At 62.2% G+C, this 20108-nt stretch carries 13 protein-coding genes, 1 tRNA gene and 1 pseudogene; 5 read left to right on the plus strand and 10 right to left on the minus strand.

Annotation, left to right across the window (positions count from 1 at the left end; genetic code table 11):
* Positions 1-5: 5 nt before the first annotated feature.
* The gene (locus EOB49_RS02860; RefSeq protein ID WP_127380082.1) at positions 6-1526 is read right to left on the minus strand and encodes a phosphomannomutase/phosphoglucomutase; all 1521 of its coding nucleotides are present in this window, start codon (positions 1524-1526) and stop codon (positions 6-8) included.
* Between the two features lie 200 nt (positions 1527-1726).
* On the opposite strand from EOB49_RS02860, the gene EOB49_RS02865 reads away from it, so the two are divergent.
* The 3 genes from EOB49_RS02865 (at position 1727) to EOB49_RS02885 (ending at position 3818) form a co-directional block, all read left to right on the plus strand.
* Positions 1727-1803 (plus strand) — tRNA-Pro (locus tag EOB49_RS02865).
* A 1000-nt stretch (positions 1804-2803) separates the two neighbouring features.
* A complete protein-coding gene (locus EOB49_RS37285) occupies positions 2804-3247 on the plus strand; it encodes a hypothetical protein (protein ID WP_245472421.1) in 444 nt (147 codons plus the stop codon).
* Positions 3248-3473: 226 nt separating this feature from the next.
* On the plus strand, positions 3474-3818 hold the full coding sequence (locus EOB49_RS02885; protein WP_127380084.1) for a hypothetical protein: 345 nt from the start codon (positions 3474-3476) through the stop codon (positions 3816-3818).
* A 33-nt stretch (positions 3819-3851) separates the two neighbouring features.
* On the opposite strand, the gene EOB49_RS02890 is transcribed toward EOB49_RS02885, so the two are convergent.
* The 4 genes from EOB49_RS02890 to EOB49_RS02905 all read right to left on the minus strand — a co-directional run bounded on the left by EOB49_RS02890 (position 3852) and on the right by EOB49_RS02905 (position 9282).
* The gene (locus tag EOB49_RS02890; protein ID WP_127380085.1) at positions 3852-5471 is read right to left on the minus strand and encodes an ABC transporter ATP-binding protein; all 1620 of its coding nucleotides are present in this window, start codon (positions 5469-5471) and stop codon (positions 3852-3854) included.
* Positions 5472-5487: 16 nt separating this feature from the next.
* Positions 5488-6609 (minus strand): ABC transporter permease subunit, encoded by a 1122-nt coding sequence (locus EOB49_RS02895; RefSeq protein WP_127380086.1) that lies wholly within the window; start codon positions 6607-6609, stop codon positions 5488-5490.
* Complete coding sequence (locus EOB49_RS02900; RefSeq protein WP_127322904.1) at positions 6602-7525, minus strand: ABC transporter permease subunit; 924 nt, start codon at positions 7523-7525, stop codon at positions 6602-6604. Before EOB49_RS02900 ends, EOB49_RS02895 begins: the two co-directional genes overlap by 8 nt.
* Before the next feature lie 164 nt (positions 7526-7689).
* A complete protein-coding gene (locus EOB49_RS02905; protein WP_127380087.1) occupies positions 7690-9282 on the minus strand; it encodes a peptide ABC transporter substrate-binding protein in 1593 nt (530 codons plus the stop codon).
* Positions 9283-9694: 412 nt separating this feature from the next.
* Between EOB49_RS02905 and EOB49_RS02910 the strand changes: the two genes are divergently transcribed.
* Both EOB49_RS02910 and EOB49_RS02915 read left to right on the plus strand, forming a co-directional pair.
* Positions 9695-10108, plus strand: a complete 414-nt coding sequence (locus EOB49_RS02910) for a TadE/TadG family type IV pilus assembly protein (protein ID WP_185928987.1) — start codon at positions 9695-9697, stop codon at positions 10106-10108.
* Positions 10109-11890, plus strand: a complete 1782-nt coding sequence (locus EOB49_RS02915; protein WP_027035852.1) for a TadG family pilus assembly protein — start codon at positions 10109-10111, stop codon at positions 11888-11890. It begins immediately after the preceding gene.
* 11 nt (positions 11891-11901) lie between these two features.
* On the opposite strand, the gene EOB49_RS02920 is transcribed toward EOB49_RS02915, so the two are convergent.
* The 5 genes and pseudogenes from EOB49_RS02920 to glgC all read right to left on the minus strand — a co-directional run bounded on the left by EOB49_RS02920 (position 11902) and on the right by glgC (position 20074).
* Positions 11902-13524, minus strand: a complete 1623-nt coding sequence (locus tag EOB49_RS02920) for an alpha-glucosidase family protein (RefSeq protein WP_127380088.1) — start codon at positions 13522-13524, stop codon at positions 11902-11904.
* Positions 13511-15511 carry a glycogen debranching protein GlgX gene (glgX, locus tag EOB49_RS02925; RefSeq protein ID WP_127380089.1) on the minus strand — a complete coding sequence of 667 codons (2001 nt, stop codon included), beginning with the start codon at positions 15509-15511 and terminating at the stop codon, positions 13511-13513. Before glgX ends, EOB49_RS02920 begins: the two co-directional genes overlap by 14 nt.
* A 208-nt stretch (positions 15512-15719) precedes the next feature.
* Positions 15720-17348, minus strand: coding sequence for an alpha-D-glucose phosphate-specific phosphoglucomutase (locus EOB49_RS02930; protein WP_127380090.1), 1629 nt, complete (start codon positions 17346-17348; stop codon positions 15720-15722).
* 3 nt (positions 17349-17351) lie between these two features.
* A complete protein-coding gene (gene glgA / locus EOB49_RS02935) occupies positions 17352-18797 on the minus strand; it encodes a glycogen synthase GlgA (RefSeq protein WP_127380091.1) in 1446 nt (481 codons plus the stop codon).
* A gap of 3 nt (positions 18798-18800) precedes the next feature.
* Positions 18801-20074 (minus strand): annotated as a pseudogene (glgC, locus tag EOB49_RS02940) (glucose-1-phosphate adenylyltransferase).
* Positions 20075-20108: the final 34 nt, after the last annotated feature.

Below are 20108 nucleotides of genomic sequence, written 5' to 3' on the forward strand. Positions count from 1 at the left end.
ACCATTCAAAAGGTCTGGTTGTAGGCGCCCACCTCGGGGCTGCGGCGCAGCACGGCGTCGACAGCCTCGAACATCTCCCGCCGACGCTGCGACGACACCGGGCTTTCGACGACCACGACCAGTTCCGGCTTGTTCGACGAGGCGCGCACCAGCCCCCAGGTGCCGTCATCCGCGACGACACGCACGCCGTTGACGGTGACCAAGTCTACGATCTTCTGGCCAGCAAAAACCATTCCGTCCCGCTTCATGGCCTGAAAGTCGGCAACCACCCGCTCGACCACGCCATACTTCACATCGTCCGCGCAGTGCGGCGACATGGTCGGCGTGCCGAAGGTCAGCGGCAGCGCGCGGTAGAGATCGGCCATCGAACTGCCGGGACTGCGATCCAGCATCCGGCAGATGGCGATGGCGGTGACCAGCCCATCGTCATAACCCCGCCCGATCGGCGGGTTGAAGAAGAAATGGCCCGACTTTTCGAAACCGGCGACGGCGCCAAGCTCGGCGACACGGCGCTTGATGTAGGAGTGGCCGGTCTTCCAGTAATCGGTGACGGCGCCGTTGGCGCGCAGCACTGCGTCGGTGTTGAACAGGCCGGTCGACTTGACGTCGACGACGAAGGTCGAGCCCGGATGCTGGCTGGAGATATCGCGCGCCAGCATCACACCGACCTTGTCGGCAAAAATCTCATTGCCCTCATTGTCGACGACGCCACAACGGTCACCGTCGCCATCGAAGCCAAGGCCGACATCGGCTCCCGTCTCCAGCACCTTGTCCCTGATGGCATGCAGCATCTGCATGTCCTCGGGATTGGGGTTGTAGCGCGGAAAGGTATGGTCGAGTTCGACATCGAGCGGGATGACCTCGCAGCCGATGCGCTGCAGCGCTTGCGGCGCGAAGGCGCCGGCGGTGCCGTTGCCGCAGGCGGCGACCACTTTCAGCTTTCGCGTGATGCGCTTGTCGCGGGTCAAATCGTCGAGATAAGTGGCGCTAAAATCGCGGATGAAATCGTAGGAGCCGCCGCCGACGAGATCGAAATCACCAGCCAGCACGATCGCCTTCAGCGCGCTCATCTCTTCCGGGCCGAAGGTCAGCGGCCGCGCAGCACCCATCTTGACGCCAGTCCAGCCATTTTCGTTGTGCGAAGCGGTGACCATGGCGACCGAGGGCGTATCCAAAGCGAACTGGGCGAAATACGCCATCGGCGACAACGCCAGTCCGATGTCCCTCACCCGTGCGCCTGCGGCCATCAAACCGGACACCAGGGCCAGTTTGATCGACAGCGAATAGGAGCGGAAATCATGCCCGGTGACGATATCTGGACCGGCGCCGAGACGGCGGATAAGCGTGCCAAGCCCCATGCCGAGCGCCTGGACGCCGATCAGATTGAGCTCCGGCAGTTGCGCGGAGCCGGGATGGCCGAACCACCAGCGCGCGTCATATTCGCGAAAGCCGGACGCCTTGATCAGCGCTTCGGTTTCGAATTCGAAACTGTTGGGCCGGGCGTCGCCAACGATGCTGAAGGACAAGACTGGAAACTCCGAATGGCAGAAATTACGAATTGTCGAGGGCTGCGGCTTAGCACACAAGGCTTTAGGCCACGTTTATTCCGGAAGGGAATCCGGGCCTTTCGGGCAATGCTCGACGAAAGCCGACGAAATGCGACAGAAGTGCCGCCGTGCCGCTTGCAGGAACCAAGTGTGGCGGCTATAAGCCCGCGGTCTGGTCACGGAGTGTAGCGCAGCCTGGTAGCGCACCTCGTTCGGGACGAGGGGGTCGCAGGTTCAAATCCTGCCACTCCGACCAGAAAAAACAAAGAGTTAGCGCATCCCGACTTCGGCGCTCCACCTGCCCCTCAAGCGAGACTACTCGCGTCCCCCGTCAGTCGGATGGGCGAGTTTCTATTCGCCGTGCCTCTGTGACTCGGCCGACAGCGATGCCTGTTGCACTGGACAGTAACCAGACGGTCCAACCGGCCGCCTGATGCTTTCATGCGTGCGCTCGCGGACAGATTCTGGAAAGATCCTGACGGATACGCGCGTTTCCGCTCAGCGGAGGCCAAAAAAGCTCAAGATCGCTATCACGATGACTACAGCTCCAACGAGCCAGATGATGTTGTTCATGATCTCTCTCCTGTTGCCTGGGGAAGCCCGCGCCTCTGGCGGAGAACGCGGGCCGACCAGCCTCTGCCGACTGATCTGCAGCAGACACCAAATCGTGATCCGGCTGCGAGAAATAAACCATCAGGCACGCCTAATGTTCCGTCGTGCGTCCCATGATCATAGGCGCCGGCATCATCACCACGACAGCACTGTCGTGACAGGTTTCGTCCTAACCCATCGGCACCATCCCGTGGTGATCGAACGACGGGTACCGACGCAGGGATCCGGCCCGATTCTTGATGGGAGTCGGGTCTTGATGGGAGTGGGGCCACGAGAGGCCTGTGGCACGCATCCCAATCATGCCCGCAACCAGACTTAAGTCCAGCCCCTGCCCGACCGAAGTCCAGGTTGGAAACGCTTGCCCTTGCCCCAAATTCGGGTGGTGGGCGAAAAATGATCAATGAAAAACTAAAGAGCAGCAGCATGTCGAACCGTGAGACCAAGAAATCCCATGCCCTGGGCATGCGCTTGACAGAGATCAAAGCCAGGATGCAGGAAGCCCAGATTACCGAAGACGAGATGAAGACCTTCCAGAGGTCGCGGCCATCATGGAGGGCGACGAGGGCCGAATCGAGATTGACGACCTGATTGCCGCGTCATTCCTCACCGACACGACGCTGAACAGCCAGAAGCGTTAAGCGACCATGCCGACGATTAGCAGACTTTTTGATTCCCCCGCCGATGCGGCGCGGGTCGCCAGCGACTTGGTGGCGGCCGGAATTCCTCGCGTACAGATCGCCATCATCGGGCCTTACAATAACGAGGCGGGATCTCTTAGGGTTTCCGCTTTGGGATCGTTACTTGGCGCTGCCGCCGGCGTGTTGGCCTGCCTGAGCGCCGTTGCGGCCTATGGCACCAATCCTGTTGCTGCGAGCGTGCTGCCAACAGCGGTGGCGGGCGCGGTCTGTGGCAGCGTTGCCGGCGGTCTGTTTGGAACATTCGCCATGGCCGCCATGAAGGCGGATGATCAAGACGTTGCCGAGGGGGTGGTTCTGGTGATGGCGCATGTCGATGAAAATGACGCCGACATCGCTCAGACAGTGCTCGGCGGTTGCCCACCGTCGACGTTCGTGGCCGAAGCAGCGTAGGAAGGGCCCGCCCGACGTCGTCGGGACGGGCTCTCTGCGTTCACCAGTGATTGAACCCAACACGCGCCAGATAGCAATTCGAGTGGCAGAGAATGTTCCTGCGCCGGACGCAAAGGCTGGCCGGTGGCAGGTTTCATGGCGGGCCGCATATTTTGACGAAAAGGTCCGTCGGCTTTAGGGTCGATGGACCTGATGGAGTCAGCGAAAACGGCGGGCCGAGTGCAACATGAATTTGAATTCAACCACAGCCCCGCCCTTGATTCTTGTGATGACGCTGGTTCTCTTCGCTGGCTGTTCATCGCTCGGCAGAACCGTCGATGCAGCGAAATACGATTCGATGACGTGCACCGACCTCAACAGGGCGATGGGAGACCTCGCCCGTGACATCTCGCAAACGGCAATCACGCGCGGCAAGGTGGCCAACACCAATGTTCCACGCTGGCTGCTCGGCGGCTCACGCGTGAAGACGGCGGTAGCCAACCGTGAAACAGCCAGGATCGACCGGCTTAAGCAGCAACAGGATGCCATTGCCGCTGTGCGAGGACGCAAGTGCCCCAGGTCCGCGAATTGAGCGGACAGCCAATGCCTCGGTGCGGAGCCCGGTTCAGGCGCTCAGGCGAAATCGCGTCACGTCGATCGCCGCGGCCATCAGCGTCTGTGTGTAGGCGTGCCGCGGATCGCTGAAGATAGCCTCAGTCGGCCCTTCCTCGACGATCTTGCCCTGTTTCATGACGATGATGTAGTCGGCCATGGCGCGCACGACCGACAGATCGTGGCTGATGAAGAGATAGGACAATTCGTGGTCCGCCTGCAGCTTGCGCAGCAGTTCGACGATCTGTTTCTGCACAGAGCGATCGAGCGCCGAGGTCGGCTCATCCAATACCACCAGCCTGGGCTTCAGGATCATGGCGCGAGCAATGGCGATGCGCTGCCGCTGGCCGCCGGAGAATTCGTGCGGGTAGCGATTGCGTGCGTTGGGGTCGAGGCCGACCTCGCGCAAGGCGTCGACCGCGCGTTGATCACGCTGCTTGCCCGAAAGATCAGGCTCATGCACCAGAAGTCCTTCGGTGATGACTTGGCCGACGGTCATACGCGGCGACAGCGAGCCGAACGGGTCCTGGAAGACGAGCTGCATCTGGCGCCGCAGCGGCCGCATCGCCTGCCTGTCGGCTTGGGAAATGTCGCGATCGCCGAAACGGATAAGCCCGTCGCTCGGCAACAGCCGCAGCAAGGCGCGGCCGAGCGTCGACTTGCCCGAGCCGGATTCACCAACGATGCCGATGGTCTGGTTTCGCTGCAGCCGGATCGAGATGTGATCGACGGCACGCAGCATCAGCGGTTCACCAGCAAGAAACCCGCCGCCAATCCTGAACGTCACTTCGACATTTCTACCTTCGAGCAGCACCGGAGCATTGGCGGGCGGCGGCGCCTTGCTGCCGGCCGGCTCGGCCGCCAGCAGCATTTTCGTGTAGGCATGCTGGGGATGGACGAAGATGGCCTCCGCCTCCCCCTCCTCGACAACCTCGCCCTGGCGCATGACATAGACCCGGTCGGCAAAGCGGCGGACGATGCCAAGATCGTGGGTGATGAAGACGATCGCCATGCCGAGCTTGCGCTGCAATTCGGCCAGAAGCATCAGGATCTGCGCCTGGATGGTCACGTCGAGCGCCGTCGTCGGCTCGTCGGCGATCAATATGTCAGGGTCGTTGGCGAGCGCCATCGCGATCATCACACGCTGGCGCTGGCCACCGGACATTTCATGCGGATAGGATTTCATCCGCCGCTCGGGATCGGGAATATGCACCAGCCGCAGCAGCTTGAGCGCCTCTTCCCGCGCCTCGGCGGCATTCAGGCCCCGGTGCCGGCGGATCGGCTCGATCAACTGATTGCCGATCGAATAGAGCGGATCGAGCGAAGTCATCGGCTCCTGAAAGATCATGCTGATCTTGCGGCCACGAACCTGGTTGAGCTCGGATTTGCTGAGCGTCAGAAGATTGCGGCCGCGATAATCGACGCTGCCTGTCGCTTCGCCATTCGATGCCAGCAGGCTCATCGCCGCCATCATCGTCTGGCTTTTGCCGGACCCGGATTCGCCAACCACGGCAACGGTCTCGCCCGCATTGACGTGGATGCTGATGCCCTTCACCGCCTCGACTGCGCCGTCGAGCGTGCGGAAGCGGACACGCAGATCCTTGACGCTGAGGATCGTTTCGGAAGCAGCCATCTTAGCGATCCCCATCTTATCGATCTCTCGGGTCCAGTGCGTCGCGCAGGCCGTCGCCGACGAAGTTCAGCGCGAACAGCGTCGAGACGAGGAAGAAGGCGGGAAACAGGAGCAGCCAGTTGGCGGTGCCGATGTTCTTGGCGCCGACCGAGATCAGCACGCCCCAGCTGGTCATCGGCTCCTGCACGCCGAGGCCGAGAAACGACAGGAAGCTTTCCAGGATGATGACCTGAGGCACCAGCAGCGTCATGTAGATCACCACCGGGCCGAGCAGGTTGGGGATGACGTGGCGCAGCAGGATACCGCGCTGGCCGACACCCATGGCTTCCGCCGCCTGGACATATTCCTGCCGGCGGATCGACAGCGCCTGGCCGCGCACGATGCGCGCCATGTCGAGCCACAGCACGGCGCCGACCGCCAGGAACATCAGCACGAAGTTGCGGCCGAAAAACACTACCAGCATGATGACGAAGAAGATGAAGGGCAAGGAATAGAGCACGTCGACGATGCGCATCATCACCTCGTCGACCTTGCCGCCGGCAAAGCCGGCAGCGGCCCCGTAGACCACGCCGATGACCACCGCCACGACACCCGCGAGCAGGCCGATGGCCAGCGATATACGCCCGGCCATCAGCGTGCGCGACAACAGATCCCGGCCGGTGTTGTCGGTGCCGAACACGAAATATTGCTGCTTGATCGAGGCGCTCATCGTCACTTCGAGACCGTCGGGCGACTTGCTCTCGATCTTGGTGTCGTCAAAGGCATCGGAACGGTCGAGATAGCGTATGTTGCGATCGTCGATCGGCCTGGTCGACTTGACGGTGACGAAGACCTGGTTGCCTTCCTGCCGCCACTCCTTGATGTCGACCCGCATGCGCTTGATCGCTTCGGTAAGCGCCGTCTCGATCATGTCGGCCTTCGGATAGGCTGACAGGCTTGGCGGCATACGCACATAGTCGGCATAGATGGTGGTGTATTGATGCGGCACGAACCACGGTCCGAACACGCTGACGACACCGATCAGGGCAAGGTAGTACAGGCTGAACATGGCGGCGCGATTGGCCTTGAGCCGCGCCCAGGCATCCCCCCAGAGCGAACGGCCAATGACGGTGGGGGCTGTGGCTGCGATGTCAGTCATAGCGCACCCTCGGATCGACGACCGCGTACATGACGTCGACGATCAGGTTGAAGACAATGGTAAAGATGGCGATCACCACCACCGTTCCCATCACCAGCGTGTAGTCACGATTGAGCGCGGCATCGACGAAATAGCGGCCGACGCCTGGAATGGAGAAGATCGTCTCGACAATGACCGAGCCGGTCAGCAATGCCGCCGCCGCCGGACCGGTGAAGGAGACGATCGGCAGGATGGCACCGCGCAGCGCGTGCTTGACCACCACCGACCAATCGGACAGGCCGAGCGCGCGCGCCGTGCGGATGTGGTGGGACCGCAAGGATTCGATCATCGAGCCACGCATCAGCCGGGCGACGATGGCGATCTGCGGCAGAGCGAGCGTCAACACCGGACCGACCTTGTTGATGAAAGCGCCATCGCCCCACCCACCGATCGGCAGCAGCCTCCAGGTCAACCCGAACAGGAGTTGGATCACCGGCGCGATGACGAAGGTTGGGATGGTGCTGCCGGCCGTCGCCAGCGCGATCACCGTATAGTCGCCAAGCTTGTTCTGGTTAAGCGCCGCAATGGTGCCGAGCACACAACCGAGCAGCAGCGCCAGGACGAGCGCCGAGGCACCGAGCTGAACCGATATAGGCAGGCCCTTGGCGAAGAGTTCGGTGACGGTGAAGTCCGGCATGTTGTAGCTCGGGCCGAAATTGCCGCGCAGCAGATTGCCGAGATAATGGACGAATTGCAGCCAGAGCGGATCGTTGAGGCCGAACTGGGCTTCGAGATTGGCCCTGATCTCGGGGCTCAGCCCCCGCTCCTGGTTGAATGGGCCGCCCGGCGCGACGCGCATCAGGAAAAACGCCATGGTCACGATGACGAACAGCGTCGGGATGGCGGTCAGAAGCCGCCGTAATACGTATCGCAGCATCGGTGCCCCGCTTGACCCAGAGCAACGCGCGTCCAGCTGGACGGTTGCGCTCTAGCCTTCAAATCTTCGCACCGACATGCCGAAAATCGATTCCGGTTCCCGGGCCGATGCGATGGCAAACCAGCACCGCCGCGCATCTCGTTGCGCGGCGGCCCGGCTAAGGATCAGTCCTTGCTGATGAAGCGGGACGGATGGATGTCCATCACATTGTCGTCGAAGCCATGCAGCTTCGAGGAAACGATGTCGTGGAAGCTGTAGTAGAGAAGCGGAATGTTACCGACGTCATCGACAAGGATGCGCTCGGCCTCAGTGAGGTCCTTCATGCGCTCTTCCGGTTTGCCGCCGGCAGCCGCAGCCTTGTCCATGGCCGCTTCATATGCCGGGCTGACATAGCTCGAATAATTGTTGCCGCTGGCCTTGCGGGTGATGCCGAGGAAGGTCTCCGGATCCTTGTAGTCGGCGATCCAGGCGGCACGCGCCACGTCGTAGTCGCCCTTCTGCTCGAGGAAGGAGTAGTGGGTCTTGGTGTCGGTGTTGACGAGCGAGACGTCGATGCCGAGCGGCTTCAACTGTTCCTGGATGGCGACGGCCGTGTTCTTGTGGTTTTCCGAAGTGTTGTAGCGGATCTCCATCTTCAATGGATGCTCGGGCGTATAGCCGAGTTTCTCGAGGGTCTTCTTGGCAGCGTCCTCGCGGTCGATCTGCGACATGTCGGCGTATTTGGCCATTGCCGGCGTGTAGCCCGCGATGCCCGGAGGCACCATCGAATAGCCAGGCAGCATCGAGTTCTGCCAGACCTTCTCAGCGAGGAAGTCGCGGTCGATCGCCATCGAGATGGCGTTGCGCAGTTCGACATTGTCCCACGGCGCCTTGTCGGTCTTGATCGCATAATAATAGGTGCCGAGATAAGGTCCGACGCGGACCTGGTCGCCGAACTTGGTCTTGAGATCAGCGAGTTGTTCGGTCGGCAGGTCGCCGTAGCTGTCGAGTTCGCCGGCCTCGAAGCGCTTCATCGCCGATGAGCGGTCTTCGGTCGGGATATAGTTGACGACGTCCATCTTGACGGTCGCGGCGTCCCAGAATTTCGGATTCTTGACCAGCTTCATGTGGTCGTTGGGAATCCACTCGGCCAGCGTATAGGCGCCGTTCGAAACGAGATTACCCGCCTTGATCCAGTCGGCGCCGAGCTTGTCGATCGAAGCCTTGTTGACCGGATAGGTGGCCTGGTGGGTCAGCATCTCCAGGAAGTAAGGCGTCGGCGCCTTCAGCGTGACTTCGAGGGTATTTGCGTCAATCGCTTTGACACCCATATCCTCCGGCTTGCCCTTCTTGGTGTTGACGTCCTCCGCACCCTTCACCGGGTACAGCATCGAGGCGTATTCGGCAGCGGTGGCCGGATCTTCCAGCCGGCGAAACGAATAGACGAAGTCGTCCGCCGTCACCGGGCTTCCATCCGACCAGAGGCCATCCTTGCGCAGCTTGAAGGTGTAGACAGTGCCGTCGTCGGACACTGTCCAGCTTTCGGCCGCGCCTGGGATGAGGTTCGTTTTCTGGTCATGCATGACCAGGCCCTGGAACAGGTCGCGTATGATATCGGCTTCGTAGACGGTCGAGGTCTTGTGCGGATCGACCGTCTCCGCTTCGGCGGCGCTGCCTCTGTTATAGACGGTCTCGGCGAAAGCCGGCGTGTAGAACGTGCCGGCGGCCAGCGCCATGGTCGTGGCGAGCACCGTCGCCTTCAGCATGTTTTTCAGCATGAAGTTCTCCCTGTCGGCGCTGCCGTTCGCGCGCCTAGTAAGTGTTGACGCCCTGGAGTCGATATCTGACCCCTTTGAGCGCGCCGCTGGTTCCCGTCCTGCGGCTCGTGCCCAGACACTAACGCGGGGAATTTTTATTTCAACAGACTCTCTGGGTCACCCAAAGTAAGGCGGACGAAAGCTATGGCGTGGCCACTGAAACACCAGCCGAAACCAGAAGCTTGACTTGGTTTCTTCACCTCGACGCCATTTTTCACCGCGAATCGGAGCCATGCCAGTTTGCCGGAATGTCTTAATGCGTTCTTAAGCAACCTGGGGTTACATTATGAGTACCTTCTATATGGTTCGAACTTCAGATCTCGTGGCGGCTATGAGTAACAGAGCAAGTAAATTGCCCAAAATCCGTCAATTAATGCGGAAATTTCAAGAAGAACACGGCACTTCTGCGGTCGAATTTGCCTTGCTTTCACCGATTTTCATTCTTCTTCTACTCGGAATGGTTGCATATGGTATATACTTCGGCGCCGCCAACTCGATCCAACAGATCGCCGCGGATGCCGCCCGCACGGCAATTGCTGGGTTGAACCAGACCGAACGCCAGACCCTCGTAGCCAGCTTCGTCACCAACAATGCCGGCGGATATCCCTTCGTGGATGTCAGCAAGTTGACCTACCAGGCCAACGACAGCACGGCTGATGGAAGCCAGTTCGTGGTTTCCATCCAGTACGACGCCCGCAACCTGCCGATCTGGAACCTTTTCCCGGGCATAGCCATGCCCGGGACCACGATCAAGCGCCAGTCAACGATCAGGGTCGGGGGCATTTGAATGCTGCTGCATGCGTGCAATGGGATCGGTCGGCTTGCCCGGTTGATGCTGAGTGACAGGAAAGCGAACTTCACCGTCATGGCGGCATTGAGCGCGCCGGTGGCGCTGGCGCTGGCCGCGGTGGCGATCGACGAAGCCTCGATCTACACCGAGCGCCGCGAAGCCCAGGCAATGGTGGACCTGGCGGCGATCACTGCCGCCTCGAACATGACCAAAGTCAACACAGCGGTTGTCACCACACTGACCGACAACGGCATGCCAGGGGTTGTCGTTCAAAGCTCAGGACAGACGATCGAGCCGGCGGCCGGCAAAACCGTCGTGACGGTCACGCCCGGGCGATATGTGGCATCCGGCGCCAATGTGGGCCAGCGTTTCCAGGCCAGCGTAACACCCTACAATGCCGTCCGTGTCACCCTGAAGAAGATCCCGGCCCGCTATTTCGCGAGTTCGCTGATCCCCACTCCCGTCATCGGCACCCAAGCCATCGCCAGCATGACGCCGCAGGCGACGTTCTCGGTCGGATCGAGGCTCGCAAGCCTCAATGGCGGTATCCTCAACGCGCTTCTCGGCGGACTTCTCGGCAGCAACATCTCGCTCAGCGTCATGGACTACAACGCGCTGCTCTCCGCCGATGTGAGCGTGCTCTCCTTTGTCGACGGCCTTGCCACACAGCTGAACCTGACCGGCGTGTCGTATTCGGATGTGCTGGCATCGAAGGCGACCGTCGGCCAGATCGCCACTGCCATGGCCAATGTGCCCGGGCTTGGCAACACGGCCAAGGTCGCCCTGCAGACGATCGCGTCCAAGTCGACCGGTACGGTCCAGATCCCGCTCAGTCATCTGGTCGATCTCGGCTCCGTCGGCAAGTTGGGCCTCGGGCAAAGGCCCGCCGGCCTCGGCGTCGACGCCAGCGCCTTGGGAATGCTGACGGCCGCCGCCGGGCTGGCAAACGGTTCAAAACAGGTCGACGTCGCCCTAGGCGCCACCATTCCGGGCGTGCTGTCGACCACGCTCGCCATCGCCATCGGCGAACCGCCGCAATCCTCGCCGTGGCTGGCGGTTGGAGAAGCCGGCACCGTGGTTCGCACCGCGCAAACGCGCATCAAGCTGCTGGTCACGGTCGGCGTCGGCAATCCAAACCTGGGCGGCGGTATCAGCCTGCTGTCAGTCAAGCTGCCGCTGAATGTCGAAGTGGCCTACGCCGAAGCAAAGCTGACCGACATCAGTTGCCCGACCGGCCCCGACAGCCTGAAGGTTACCATTGCCGCGAAGCCCGGCATCGCGGCGGTGAACCTTGCCGCCAGCGATGCCGATAACAGCCCCACCGCCTTCGCGGATTTCAGCAACCCGCAGTCGTTCTCCGACGCCAACATCGCGGATGTCAGCCTCAATCTGTTGCTGTTAAAAATCCCGCTAATACTGGTGAAGGGTTCGGCGGGTGCCGACATCACCAACGTCAGCCCGACCAACCTGGTCTTCAACAAAACCGAGATCGCCGCCAAAACCATCAAGACGACGCCAACACGGGACATTACCCAGACCCTGACAACGTCACTGGTCGACAAGTTGTCGCTTTCCGTCAATGCGCTTGGTATCCTCGGGCTTGACATAACGGCGTTGCTCGGCACCGTGAAGCCAGCTGTGACGACGCTTTTGAAAACCGTAACGGCACCAGTCGACACATTGCTTTACAACCTGCTCGATACGCTCGGCGTGCATCTCGGCGAGGCCGATGTCCGGGTCACCGGCGCGACATGCGGACGTGCCGTGCTGGTGCAGTAACGGTCCGGGTATCAGTCGAGCCTGCCAAAAAAGACTCCGAGCGCTGGCAGCAAAAGCTCGGTCGTGACGATCGCGGCATTGCCATCCAGCCGTGCAACCGCTCCGATGTCCCCGGGCAACGGCCAATTGGCCGGTCCTCCAGCGAAATTGAAGACACAGAGCAGTCTTTCGCCGCCGCCCTCGCGAACGAAAGCCAGCACGTCACCCTCGGCGTCGAGAAAGCGGATCGAGCCTGATACCAGCGCCTCATGCTCCCCGCGCAAGGCCAGCGTGGTCCGATAGGACTTCAGCACCGAGGCCGTGTCGGCATTCTGGACGTCGACCGCGCGGGTGCGATGGCTGGCCGGTATCGGCAGCCAGGGCCTGGCCGTGGAGAAGCCTGCATTGTCGGCGCCGGCCTCCCAGACCATTGGCGTGCGACACCCATCCCTGCCCTTGACGCCTGGCCAGAAGCGGATGCCGACGGGATCGCGCAGATCCTCATAGGCCAGCTCCGCCTCCTCCAGGCCCAGCTCCTCGCCCTCATAGAGGCAGATCGAGCCGCGCAGGCAGGACAACAGCATGATCGAGAATCTTGCGACGGCGTCGGGATCGCTGCCCGGCCTTGTCCAGCGGCTGACATGGCGCACCACGTCATGGTTGGAGAACGCCCAGCAGACCCAGCCGTCGGAGACGGCCGCCTCGAAGGCTTCGACGCAGCCACGCACATGCGCGGCCGAGAACTGCGGACCGAGCAGGTCGAAGGTGTAACACATATGCAGCTTGTCGCCGCCTGAGGTGTAAGCCGCGAGCGTCTGCAGCGAGCGGCCTTCATCGCCGATTTCGCCAACCGCGGCGCGGTCGTCATATTCATCGAGCAGCGCCCTGAAGCGGCGCAGGAACGCCAGGTTTTCCGGCTGCGTCTTGTCGAATAGATGCTCCTGGTAGAGGTAGGTGTTGGTCTCGCCGTTGGTGCCGGCGACACTCGACGCCAGCGGCGGATTGCTGCGCAGCCAGCGGTCGTGGACATAGTAATTGACCGTATCGAGCCGGAAGCCGTCGACGCCGCGCTCCAGCCAGAACCGCACCGTGTCGAGAAGCGCGTCCTGGACCTCCGGGTTGTGGAAATTCAGGTCGGGCTGCGAGGCAAGGAAATTGTGCATGTAGTATTGCCGGCGGGTCGAATCCCATTCCCAGGCCGGGCCACCGAAGACGGAGAGCCAATTGTTGGGCGCGCTGCCGTCGGGCTTGGTATCGGCCCAAATGTACCAGTCAGACTTGGGGTTATCGCGGCTGGCGCGGCTTTCGACAAACCAGTTGTGCTTGTCGGACGAATGCGACAGCACCTGGTCGATGACGATCTTCAGGCCGAGACGATGCGCCTCGGCGACCAGCGCATCGAAATCCTCGAGCGTGCCGAACATCGGATCGACATCGCAGTAATCCGACACGTCGTAGCCCATATCGGCCATCGGGGACTTGAAGAAAGGCGACAGCCAGACTGCGTCGACACCAAGCGAGGCGACATGGGCGAGCCTCGACGCAATGCCGGCGAGATCACCGCTGCCGTTGCCGGTCGTGTCCTGGAAGGAGCGCGGATAGATCTGGTAGATGACGCAACCGCGCCACCATCCGGTCTTGTCACTCGCCGCCATTGCGCTTCTCCCCTGTACCGGCTTGCGCTCGTTCGATCATGAAGATCACCGCCCGTCCCGATATCGGTCGCGAGTTGTCCGCCGCATCCGGCGCTTCGATGGCTGGAGCCCAGAAGAATCCGTCTCGTTCAGGCAAGGTGAACATGCAGGCCCGGCGATCGCCGTTGATGATGACGGCAAGGCGGCTGACGCCACCCAGGATCATGACGAGGCGGTACCGCTGCGGGTCCTGCCAGCACTGTTCATCGAACGGCGCGCCTGTCTCGGTCAGCCATGCGACGTCCGGCATCCCCGAGCCCGCCTGCGGCTGGCCAGTTAGGAAGCTTGTGTCGAAGAGCGCCTGCATCGACCGGCGCAGCCTCAAGAGTTCCTCCGTGTAGCGCTCCAGCACCTGGTCACGGCCGGCCCAGTCGAGCCAGGTGATCTCGTTGTCCTGCGCATAGGCGTTGTTGTTGCCCTGCTGGGTCCGGCCGAACTCGTCGCCTGCCGTCAGCATGATGGTGCCGCGTGAGGCAAACAGCGTGGCGAGCAGCGCGCACTGATCGTTCTGGCGAGCCTCCCATACGGCCGGATCGTCCGCATCCCCTTCGACGCCGCTGTTCCAGGACAGGTTTTCATTGTGACCGTCGCGGTTCTGCTCGCCATTGGCTTCGTTGTGCTTGCGCTCGTAGCGCACGATATCGGCGAGCGTCATGCCGTCATGGGCGGCGATGAAATTGACGGTCCGACTGGCGTTTTGCCTGTTCGTTGCGAACACATCGGACGAACCGGCAAGCCGGGTCGCCAGCGCACCGACCATGCCGGCGTCGCCGCGCCAGAAGCGCCTGACGTCATCGCGATACTTGTCGTTCCATTCGAGGAAGGGCGGCGGGAAATTACCGAGCTGATAGCCGTCGGAACCGATGTCCCACGGCTCGGCGATCAACACGCGATCGGCCAGCAGCGGGTCGTCGCGCATCGCTCTCAGCATCGGCGCCTCGGCATCGAATGTTCCTTCAACCCTGCCCAGAATGGGCGCCAGGTCGAAGCGGAAGCCGTCGACGCCGGCATCCCTGACGAAATGGCGCAGCGTGTCGAGGACCATCTCCTGGACGACAGGATGATCGCAAGCGACCGTGTTGCCGGTGCCGGTATCGTTGGCCAGCCCGCCGTCTGATGAGTGCCGGTAGTAGGCCTGGTTGTCCAGGCCGCGCAGCGACAACGTCGGGCCAAGCCAGTCGCTCTCGCCGGTGTGGTTGAAGACGAGGTCGAGGATGACGCCGATGCCGGCCTCGCGCAGCACGGCGACCGTGTTTCGCAACTCCATGATGCCGCCTGGCGCCAAACGCGGATCGAGGGCCATGAAAGTCACGGGATTGTAGCCCCAGGCGTTGCGCAGCCCGAGCGGCGGCAAATGCCGCTCGTCGATCGATGCGGTCACCGGCATCAGTTCGACCGCGCCAACCCCCAGTTTTTTCAGATGCTCGATAACCGCCGGGTGAGCAAGTGCGGCGACTGTTCCGCGCATTTCGGGAATGTCCGGATGCAGCATGGTGAAGGCGCGCACCGGCACTTCGTAAATAAGGCCGCCCGGCTGGAATAGCGGCGGGGCAGCCTGCACCGGCTTCGGCAGCGCAGCGGCAATCGCCTTCGGCATCAGCGGCGCGGTATCGGCGCCCTCGCCCCGGCGCTGGGCCAGCCGCCAGTCATAGACATAGGACCTGTCGATCTCGACGGCATATGGATCGGTCAGGAGCTTGGCGGGATCGAACCACAGTCCGCGTTCCGGCGCGTAGTCGCCATCGGCGCGAAAGCCGTAGCGGATGCCCTGGCCAAGGCCCGCAACGAACAGCGCATGGACGCCCTCACCTTCCGGCTGCAGTTCGAGCCGTTCGATTTCCCGGTTGCCCTGCTCGTCGAAGATCGAGACCCAAAGCCGACGGGCGGCCTGCGACCAAGCGGCAAAGCGGATGCCTTCGCGGGTGACGGTGGCGCCGAGCTGGGTCATGCAGTCTCCCCCTTCGCCCCTTGTGGGAGAAGGTGTCGCCGAAGGCGACGGATGAGGGGTGTTCCAGCTTGGCAAGGACAGGGATCCTTCGCGCACCCCTCAACCGTCTCGGCCCTACGCGCCGATCCACCGCCCTGGGGCGAGCCACGGGTCTCGCCCCGTCCTTCGAACCCCACAAGGGGAGAAGGAAAGACGCGCACCGCCAACGTCAAGTAATCACGCTTGGCTCGGCGCGGCCGGTATGGCTGTGAATCCCGGCAATATCATCGGCTGCGGCAATCAGGTCGGCAAGGGCGGCCTGGGTGTCGAGGTCGTGCCTCGATTTGTCCGGCTCGTAGCGCTCGATATAGACGCGCAGGGTCGCGCCCGACGTGCCGGTGCCGGAGAGGCGGAAGACGACCCGCGAACCACCTTCGAACAGCACCCTGATGCCCTGATGCTCGCTGATCGAACCGTCGACCGGATCGCGATAGGCAAAATCGTCGGCGCTGGCGATTTTCATGCCGCGCACGCTGGTACCCGGCAGCGCGCCGAGCTTGGCGCGCAGTTCGTCGACCAATGCGTTGGCGCGGTCGCTCTCAACCTCTTCATAATCGTGCCGCGAATAGTAGTTGCGACCGTAGGTCGCCCAGTGCTCAGTGACGATCTGCTTGCAGCTTTCGCCGCGCGCGGCAAGGATGTTGAGCCACAAAAGCACCGCCCATAGGCCGTCCTTTTCGCGGACATGGTTGGAGCCGGTGCCCGCACTCTCCTCGCCGCAGATCGTCGCCATGTCGGCATCCAGCAGATTGCCGAAGAACTTCCAGCCGGTCGGCGTCTCATAGAGGGCGATGCCGAGTTTTTCAGCGACGCGGTCGGCAGCGCCACTGGTCGGCATCGAGCGGGCGATGCCCTTCAAACCGGCCTTGTAGCCGGGCGCCAGGCGGGCATTGGCGGCGAGCATGGCAACTGAATCCGACGGGGTAACGAAAATGCCCTTGCCGATGATCAGATTGCGGTCGCCGTCGCCATCCGAGGCAGCGCCGAAATCCGGCGCGTCCGGTCCCATCATCTCGTCATAGAGGTGCTTGGCATGGACGAGGTTCGGATCCGGGTGATGGCCGCCGAAATCCGGCAGCGGCTTGAAATTGCGGCAGGTGCCGTTGGGCGCGCCAAGCCGGTTCTCCAGGATCTCCTTGGCGTAGGGGCCGGTCACCGCGTGCATGGCGTCGAAGCGCATGCGGAAGCCGGATTTGAACAGTTTGCGCAGGGCATCGAAATCGAACAGGCTTTCCATCAGTTCGGCATAGTCGACGACCGGGTCGATGATCTCGACCGTCATGCCGGCGGCCTTGACCGTGCCTGTTGTGTCGATGTCGATCGGATCGATATCGGCGATCTTGAAGCTTGAGATCGTCTTGGTTTTCTCGAACATCGCGTCGGTCAGCTTTTCGGGCGCCGGGCCGCCATTGCCGGCATTGTACTTGATGCCGAAATCCTCATGCGGGCCGCCGGGATTATGGCTGGCCGACAGGATGATGCCGCCAAAGGTCTTGTACTTGCGGATGACATGCGAGGCGGCCGGCGTCGACAGGATACCGCCCTGCCCGACCATCACCTTGCCGAAGCCGTTGGCGGCGGCCATGGCGATGGCCTTCTGGATGACCTCGCGATTGTAGAACCGGCCGTCACCGCCAATCACCAGGGTCTTGCCCTTGAAACCGTCGAGCGCGTCGAAGATCGACTGGATGAAATTCTCGGCATAGTGCTCCTGCTGAAAGACAGGCACCTTCTTGCGCAGGCCCGACGTGCCGGGCTTCTGGTCGGAATAAGGCTTGGTGGGGACGGTCCGTATCATGCTTCAGGCAACCCTTTTCGAAAGCAGCGAGCGATAGAGTTCGACATATTTTTCGGCGCTCTTGTCCCACGACACATCGGCCTTCATGCCCTGGCGCTGCAGCGATTCCCAGACCGTCGGACTGGCATGGGCGTCGACGAGGCGGCGGATGGCGTGCAGCAAGGCACCGCCATTGTTGGGCGCGAACTGGAAGCCGGTGGCGACACCGGCAGAGACGGCGGCCTCATTGGCGTCGATGACCGTATCGGCGAGGCCCCCGGTGCGCGCGACCACCGGCACGCAGCCATAGCGCAGGCCGTAAAGCTGCGTCAGCCCGCACGGTTCGAAGCGCGAGGGGATGACGATGGCGTCGCAGCCGCCCTGCATGATGTGCGACAGCCCCTCATCGTAGCCGACGACCACACCGATACGGCCGCGATGCCGGGCGGCAGCGGCAAGCAGCGCGCCTTCGAGACCGGCATCGCCCGATCCGAGGATGGCCAGCCGCGCGCCAGTGGCAACGATGCCGTCGATCACCAGCGCCAGTATGTCCATCCCCTTCTGCCAGGTCAGCCGGCTGACGACGCAGACGATCGGGCTGTCGTCACGCTCAAGGCTGAAGCGGTCCTCCACGGCAGTCCTGTTGGGCGCGCGCGCCTTCAGTGTGCTCGCCGTGTAGGGGGACACCAGATACTTGTCGGTTTCCGGATCCCAGATGCCGGTGTCGATGCCGTTGACGATGCCATAGAGATCGCTGGAGCGCATGTTGATGAGGCCGTCGAGACCCATGCCGAATTCCGCCGAGCGGATCTCCTGCGCGTAGGTCGGGCTGACCGTGGTGATCGCCCAGGCGGCCTGCAGGCCAGCCTTGAGGAAGCCGACACCACCATAATATTCGACGCCGTCGAGCGCCATCGCCGCCGCCGGCAAGCCGAGCTCGCCGAAAATGCCGGCGCCGAACTGGCCCTGGAAGGCGAGATTGTGGACGGTCATCATCGAGGGAATGCCAACTGCCTTGCCGTAGCGCATGTAGGCCAGGGTCATCGCCGACTGCCAGTCATGGGCATGGACGATGTCGGGTTGGTAGCCAGAGATGGCGCCACCGGCGATGTCGCCGCCGACCTGGCTCAAGGCCGCGAAACGCCGCCAATTGTCTGGCCAGTCCACGCCGGTGGCGTTGCCGTAGGGACCGCCGGGACGGTCGAACAGATGCGGCGCATCGAGCACGAACAGTTCGAGCCCGGCGAGTTGGACTGAATGGACGGAGGCCTTGCCGCCCTGCAGCAAGGGATATTGCAGAACCGCCCGCTTCTTCTTGAAGGCGGCCATGACGGTCGGAAAGCCCGGGATGAGCGTGCGCACGGTCACGCCCTTGGCCGCCAAGGCGATGGGCAGCGCGCCGGTCACGTCGGCAAGCCCTCCGGTCTTGATCAGCGGAAAGATCTCGGGCGTGACCGACAGAACCTGCATGCGTTAGAGCCCTAACTTGTCGATCATGTCCTGCGTGACCAGGCAGATGCCCTTTTCGGAAACGCGGAAGCGCTTGGCGTCGAGAATAGGATCTTCGCCGACCACCAGCCCTTCCGGTATCCTAACACCATGGTCGATGACCACGCGCTTCAACTTTGCGTTCCGGCCGACATGAACGTCGGGCAGCATGACGACTTCTTCCAGCGTCGAATAGGAATTGATGCGCGCGCCGGTGAAGATCAGGCTTTTTTTCTTTTTTTCAGCGAAGCCCCCGAGACGATGCAATCGCCCGAGACAAGCGAAGACACAGCCGAACCGCGGCGGCCATCCTCGTCATGCACGAACTTTGCCGGCGGCTTCAATTCGGCATAGGTCCAGATCGGCCAGTCGCGGTCGTAGAGATCGAGCTCGGGCGTGATATCGGTCAGGTCGATATTGGCTTCCCAATAGGCATCGACCGTTCCGACGTCGCGCCAGTAGGCTTCGTTCTCGGCGGTCGAGCGGACGCAGGATTTGGCGAAGCGATGCGCGATCGCCTTACCGTGCTGGACGATATAGGGGATGATGTCCTTGCCGAAGTCGCGGCTTGAGCCCGGCTCGGCCGCATCGCGGCGCAACTGCTCCATCAGGAATTTGGTCTTGAAGACGTAGATGCCCATCGAAGCCAGCGCGAATTCCGGCTTATCGGGAATGCCGGGCGGATCGGCGGGTTTTTCGACGAAGGCGATGATGTTGTCCTTGGCATCGACATGCATGACGCCGAAGCCGGTGGCTTCCATGCGCGGCACTTCGAGGCAGCCGACGGTGACGTCGGCATTGGCGTCGACGTGCTGGCGAAGCATCATCTCGTAGTCCATCTTGTAGATGTGGTCGCCGGCCAGGATGACCATGTATTCGGGGCCGTAGGCCTCGATGATGTCGATGTTCTGATAGACGGCGTCGGCGGTGCCTTCATACCACTGCGTTTCTGAGACGCGCTGGCTGGCCGGCAGGATGTCGAAACTCTCGTTTCGTTCAGGGCGCAGGAAGTTCCAGCCGCGCTGCAGATGGCGGATCAGCGAATGTGCCTTGTACTGGGTGGCGACGCCGAGGCGTCGAATGCCGGAGTTAAGCGCGTTGGAGAGCGCGAAATCGATGATGCGCGTCTTGCCGCCGAAATAGACGGCCGGCTTGGCACGCCGGTCGGTCAGTTCCTTGAGGCGGCTCCCACGGCCGCCGGCCAATACATAGGCCATGGCATCGCGCGCCAGCGGCTGGGTCCGTTTCAAGTCTGCCATTTCTACCCTCCCAAGTTACTCGATATCGACATGG

It is taken from the genome of Mesorhizobium sp. M7A.F.Ca.MR.148.00.0.0 (assembly GCF_003997735.1).
Taxonomy (GTDB): Bacteria; Pseudomonadota; Alphaproteobacteria; order Rhizobiales; family Rhizobiaceae; genus Mesorhizobium.